Origin of the sequence: Vibrio sp. 10N.222.48.A3 (genome assembly GCF_041475345.1) — a bacterium.
Classification (GTDB): domain Bacteria; phylum Pseudomonadota; class Gammaproteobacteria; order Enterobacterales; family Vibrionaceae; genus Vibrio; species Vibrio tasmaniensis_A.
This window is the reverse complement of sequence record NZ_JBFRVX010000104.1, coordinates 1-4275: the sequence shown is the minus strand read 5'-3', so window position 1 is coordinate 4275 and position 4275 is coordinate 1. Positions and strand designations below refer to the sequence as shown.

Annotated in this window: 6 protein-coding genes; 2 read left to right on the top strand and 4 right to left on the bottom strand. The window is 41.8% G+C overall.

The features are described 5' to 3' along the window. Nucleotides 1-194: 194 nt before the first annotated feature. Nucleotides 195-563, bottom strand: coding sequence for a phage protein (locus AB4653_RS03935; RefSeq protein ID WP_102258300.1), 369 nt, complete (start codon nucleotides 561-563; stop codon nucleotides 195-197). 360 nt (nucleotides 564-923) lie between these two features. Between AB4653_RS03935 and AB4653_RS03930 the strand changes: the two genes are divergently transcribed. Further along, the gene (locus AB4653_RS03930) at nucleotides 924-1169 is read left to right on the top strand and encodes a hypothetical protein (RefSeq protein ID WP_009845860.1); all 246 of its coding nucleotides are present in this window, start codon (nucleotides 924-926) and stop codon (nucleotides 1167-1169) included. Between the two features lie 165 nt (nucleotides 1170-1334). Here AB4653_RS03930 and AB4653_RS03925 read toward each other — a convergent pair whose 3' ends face one another. From AB4653_RS03925 to AB4653_RS03915, 3 genes are all read right to left on the bottom strand, one after another. Next, nucleotides 1335-1673: a type II toxin-antitoxin system RelE/ParE family toxin gene (locus AB4653_RS03925; RefSeq protein WP_009845861.1), complete on the bottom strand. Its 339-nt coding sequence runs from the start codon at nucleotides 1671-1673 to the stop codon at nucleotides 1335-1337. A gap of 11 nt (nucleotides 1674-1684) precedes the next feature. Continuing rightward, a complete protein-coding gene (locus AB4653_RS03920; RefSeq protein ID WP_009845862.1) occupies nucleotides 1685-1933 on the bottom strand; it encodes a prevent-host-death protein in 249 nt (82 codons plus the stop codon). 173 nt (nucleotides 1934-2106) lie between these two features. Then, a complete protein-coding gene (locus AB4653_RS03915) occupies nucleotides 2107-3024 on the bottom strand; it encodes a LysR family transcriptional regulator (RefSeq protein ID WP_009845863.1) in 918 nt (305 codons plus the stop codon). A gap of 194 nt (nucleotides 3025-3218) precedes the next feature. Between AB4653_RS03915 and AB4653_RS03910 the strand changes: the two genes are divergently transcribed. Beyond that, nucleotides 3219-4275 (top strand): alpha-glucosidase (locus AB4653_RS03910; RefSeq protein ID WP_372103383.1); only part of this gene is annotated, 1057 nt, incomplete at its 3' end.

Below are 4275 nucleotides of genomic sequence, written 5' to 3'. Positions count from 1 at the left end.
CCTTTGGGTTGGAGAGATGATCTTATTCTTCGTGCCGGTTAATTAGAATGCGGGGTTCATGACGCGCTTACGGTTAAACTAACAAATAAGGGATTTGTTCCAATCGAAGCTATCTTATCAATAAGTATTTCACCTTGTTAGACGCTCTTTCTTTAGCTTTGAACTCCCATTGAGAAAACCATACTTTTCTCATCCTATTTTCTGATGTTCGCTATCGCTCTAGCAAGACCAAGTAAATGTGTCGAAGTCTTAATCTCCAACTCTGACTGAATTCCTAAAAGCGCAATCCCTGCTAATATTTGTTGTGGCCTTACGATTTGGCCTGTTGGCAGCTCCATACTGTCGTATAACATTTTGAACTGTACCCAGTCTTCGCTAATGCTTAGTTCTCGACCTTTTGCCATTCTCATTAGTCTTTTGCACTCAGGCGGTATTGGTTTTCCTTCGTCCCATCCCGTGACCGTTCTCACAGTTTTAAAACACAGTTCCGCGACCTCTTCCTTGGTCATTTGGCACTCTAACTCTCGAAAAATGTAATTCTTACTCATTTCGCGATACTTCAATGATAAAACCTCTAAATACAAGAGGTTGCACTGATTCAAGGAGATATGCACGATTGAACATAAGCAGACAAAGTGCGCACTGTACAAAGGCGTATTAATTGGCAAATTTGCCTTATAAAAAGTTATTCATGAATCACTAATATTAGAATTCCTGAAACTCATTTATGTCCAAAACCGTTCCAGCACGATCTCAGTTACCTCATCCATTTCTAAGATAAACCGCTCCCGATTACATTCCACTGGTTTACTATTTTTCCATTCGCTTTTTATGGTTAAAATGCCTTATGGTACAAACAATCGAATTATAGATACTTGCGGGCTTTGCCGCAGGTATTCCTCATTTACACGAAAAGACTGATTATGAATTTTGATATCAATGCACTGAAACACCACCAACTGGTCGAAGATGGTCAACTAGAAGGGTGTTACCTTCATCAACCAGCACAGGGCAGCCAGCAAGACGATGACGCTGTTTTAGCAGAGCGCCAAGCGCTAGAAAAATTGGGGTATAAGGTAGTACAGGTACAAGCCAAAGGTGGGGCAACAACCTTTGCTGAAGCGATGCAAAAGTTTGCGAAGAAAACAGGTCACCAGACCAAAGAGTAAGCGAATGGGTGTAGAGGGGCTTTCTATTACGGCTGATAACCTTTGGATTTTAAAGCGAACACATCATAAAGCTTTTTAACAACAGCCGCTTAACTCGAATTAAAACACACCCCGTAAGTCACTAAACGGGGTTATAAGTACATGAGCTAAATCTCTGCTATAACTTTATTTATGTATGATGCAATAATCAACGAGAGCCATTGATATGTCTTGTTTTTGCCTTAATAAGACTAGGCCTGTAACCGTGCCATTATTCACCTCATAAAACAGCCTAAAACCCGATTTTTTGAACTCTCTGATACTAGTGACCCCCAACCCTACAAGCTCAGAACATCTAGAGTACATGTTAGGGTTATGGCTCACATTTTCTTCAAAGGCATCTAAAAGACTCTCAATCCCTTCAATGACTGATTTTTCATCATTCCATTGAGTTAGGTGATCAATCGAATCATTTAGCGAATTTTCAAATGTTTCCGTGTATTGAATTTCTACTTTATGAGTCATATTTACCTTTGTTACTTACGGGCAGCTAATCGACTTCTTAAATCTCTAGACGAAGTTACACGATCTTGAACAACATCATTTTTTGCAAAGCTAACCAGTTTCATTAGCGCAATGGCATCTTGACGTTTTTTATGGTCTTCATACGACTCAACTACATACGTAGGTTTTCCATTTTGCGTGATCGTTAGTGGTTCACTTAAAGGCAAGTTAGCCGCATTTTTTTTTAAGAAACTGACGGTTTCTACATTTGCTGTGTCCATAATCACTCACCCTGTTTGTATTTGTTGCTTTAGTTAGTTGAATGTCATCACTCATTCAATAGCTATATTGTACTACCCGATCACTACTAGTTCAAATTTAGACTTTATTTAAACTGCTCTGCACAACCAAGATTGGACGCTTACCCAAACGAGTTTCGTATTTCATGCAATGCTTAATCAAAGTTGGCTTTTTGTAAGATCTCAATGAACGTCTTGATCTTGAGGTCTTCCGCTCCCTGTTTCGCGTAGAGGCCAACGTTTCCTAGCTTAGAGTCATCAATCAGTAAGGTTTCGAAGCCTTTGTCTTTCATCCAATCGCACATTTTATGACTGTATGGCATGACAGCATCAGACATTCTTAACATATCTAAGCTCGCAAAAAGAGAGTCAACGTCATAGACATCTCGCCCAACCACCTCGGTATCACGCCCACCAGGCTGTGAATTTACGTGGTCAGACAGTACAGAGTTATGTCGAGAATGATCGGGGGTCACTTGGAGTATTGGAAACGCTAATGTCTCACGCCTTAACAAACTCGGATCTAAGTGTTTCTTCGTTAGCAACGGATGGTTGGCTCGAACAAACACCGCTTCTTTGTCTTGAAAGAGTGGGTAAAACGTTACTTTGCATCGCTCATGCAGCCCATAGATTTCATGGCCAACAAACAAGTCGATATCGCCTTGAACCAAGTGGTGCATCAAAGACAAGTTGTTACCGAACTCTAAATGTAGCGAGCCCATTTTTTCTTGTTGCTTGTATTCCTCAACCGCCTTGCAAACAAATTGTTCCCACCAAGCTTCCCCGGTGCCGAGTTTCAATTTACCGGATTGGCGCTGCTGCATGTCGGTAAAGCGGTGCATCAAAGACAGATGCTTTTCTTGCTGTTCTTGTGCAAACTCCCGAAACAACACCCCGTACTCAGTAAGCTCAACGCCTTTTGACTTACGAGTAAAAATAGCCACACCAACATCACTCTCTAATTTCTTGATCGCAGCGGTCAAGGAGGGTTGGCTAATATTCAGCTTTTCTGCGGCACCTTTAATACTGCCAGTATGCGCAACCATCAGAAAGTATCGGTATAGCTTGTTCATAGGATTCTCTTAGTTTGCATTCGATCACAAAATGCGAGGTTAGAAATTCAACAAATTAAACCACTGAACACAGTGCGCAGCGGATAAAGCTCATGATATAGGATTTTTCTATAGAGAGCATTAGTAATGCTATTTCCCAGTGTAAGATGAAATCACTATAGTAAGGTCAATTAACTTATTAAGTGGACATTGAGATGGAACAGAAATGGTGGCATGACGCAGTGGTCTACCAAATTTACCCGCGTAGCTTTTTAGACTCGAATAATGACGGTATCGGTGACCTAAATGGAATCATCAGCAAACTCGATTACCTCAAAGAACTAGGCATTAATGTCATTTGGCTCTCCCCTGTTTATCAATCTCCAATGGACGATAACGGCTACGACATCTCCGACTACCAAGCGATTGCTGAAGAGTTTGGCACAATGGAAGAGATGAAACGACTGATGGATGAAGCGAAGGAACGTGACATTAAGATTGTTATGGATTTAGTGGTAAACCATACGTCAGATGAGCACCGTTGGTTCGAGCAAGCACGCTCTTCAAAAGACAATCCGTATCGAGACTATTACATTTGGCGCGATGCAAAACAGGATGGCAGCGCACCGGATGACCAAGGTTCGATCTTTGGCGGAAGTGCTTGGCAGTGGGATGAACTCACACAACAATATTACTTCCATCTATTCTCGAAACGTCAGCCAGATTTGAACTGGGAAAACCCGAAGGTTCAAGAAGAAGTTCATACTATGATGAACTGGTGGATTGACCTTGGCATCGGCGGCTTCCGCTTAGATGTGATTGATCTTATTGGTAAAGAGATCGATAAAGGAATCACTGGTAACGGACCAAGGCTGCACAAGCTATTACAACAAATGAATCAGGCGACCTTTGGTAACAAGGATTTGTTAACCGTTGGAGAAACTTGGGGCGCGACTCCAGAAATAGCCAAGCTATACAGCGGACAAGATAGAAATGAACTTTCTATGGTGTTCCAATTTGAGCACATTACCCTGACATGGGAGAACGGTGACAAATGGAACCCTATTCCGCTTGATCTTCGAGAGTTCAAAAATGTGCTGACCAAGTGGCAGCTAGAGCTGGCCGATGGTGGTTGGAATTCCCTTTTTTGGAACAACCACGATTTGCCACGTTTGGTTTCAAAATACGGTGATGACAAACATTTCCGAGTTGAGTCAGCAAAAATGCTGGCGACGTGTTTGCACTTCTTGAAAGGCACACCTTACATCTATC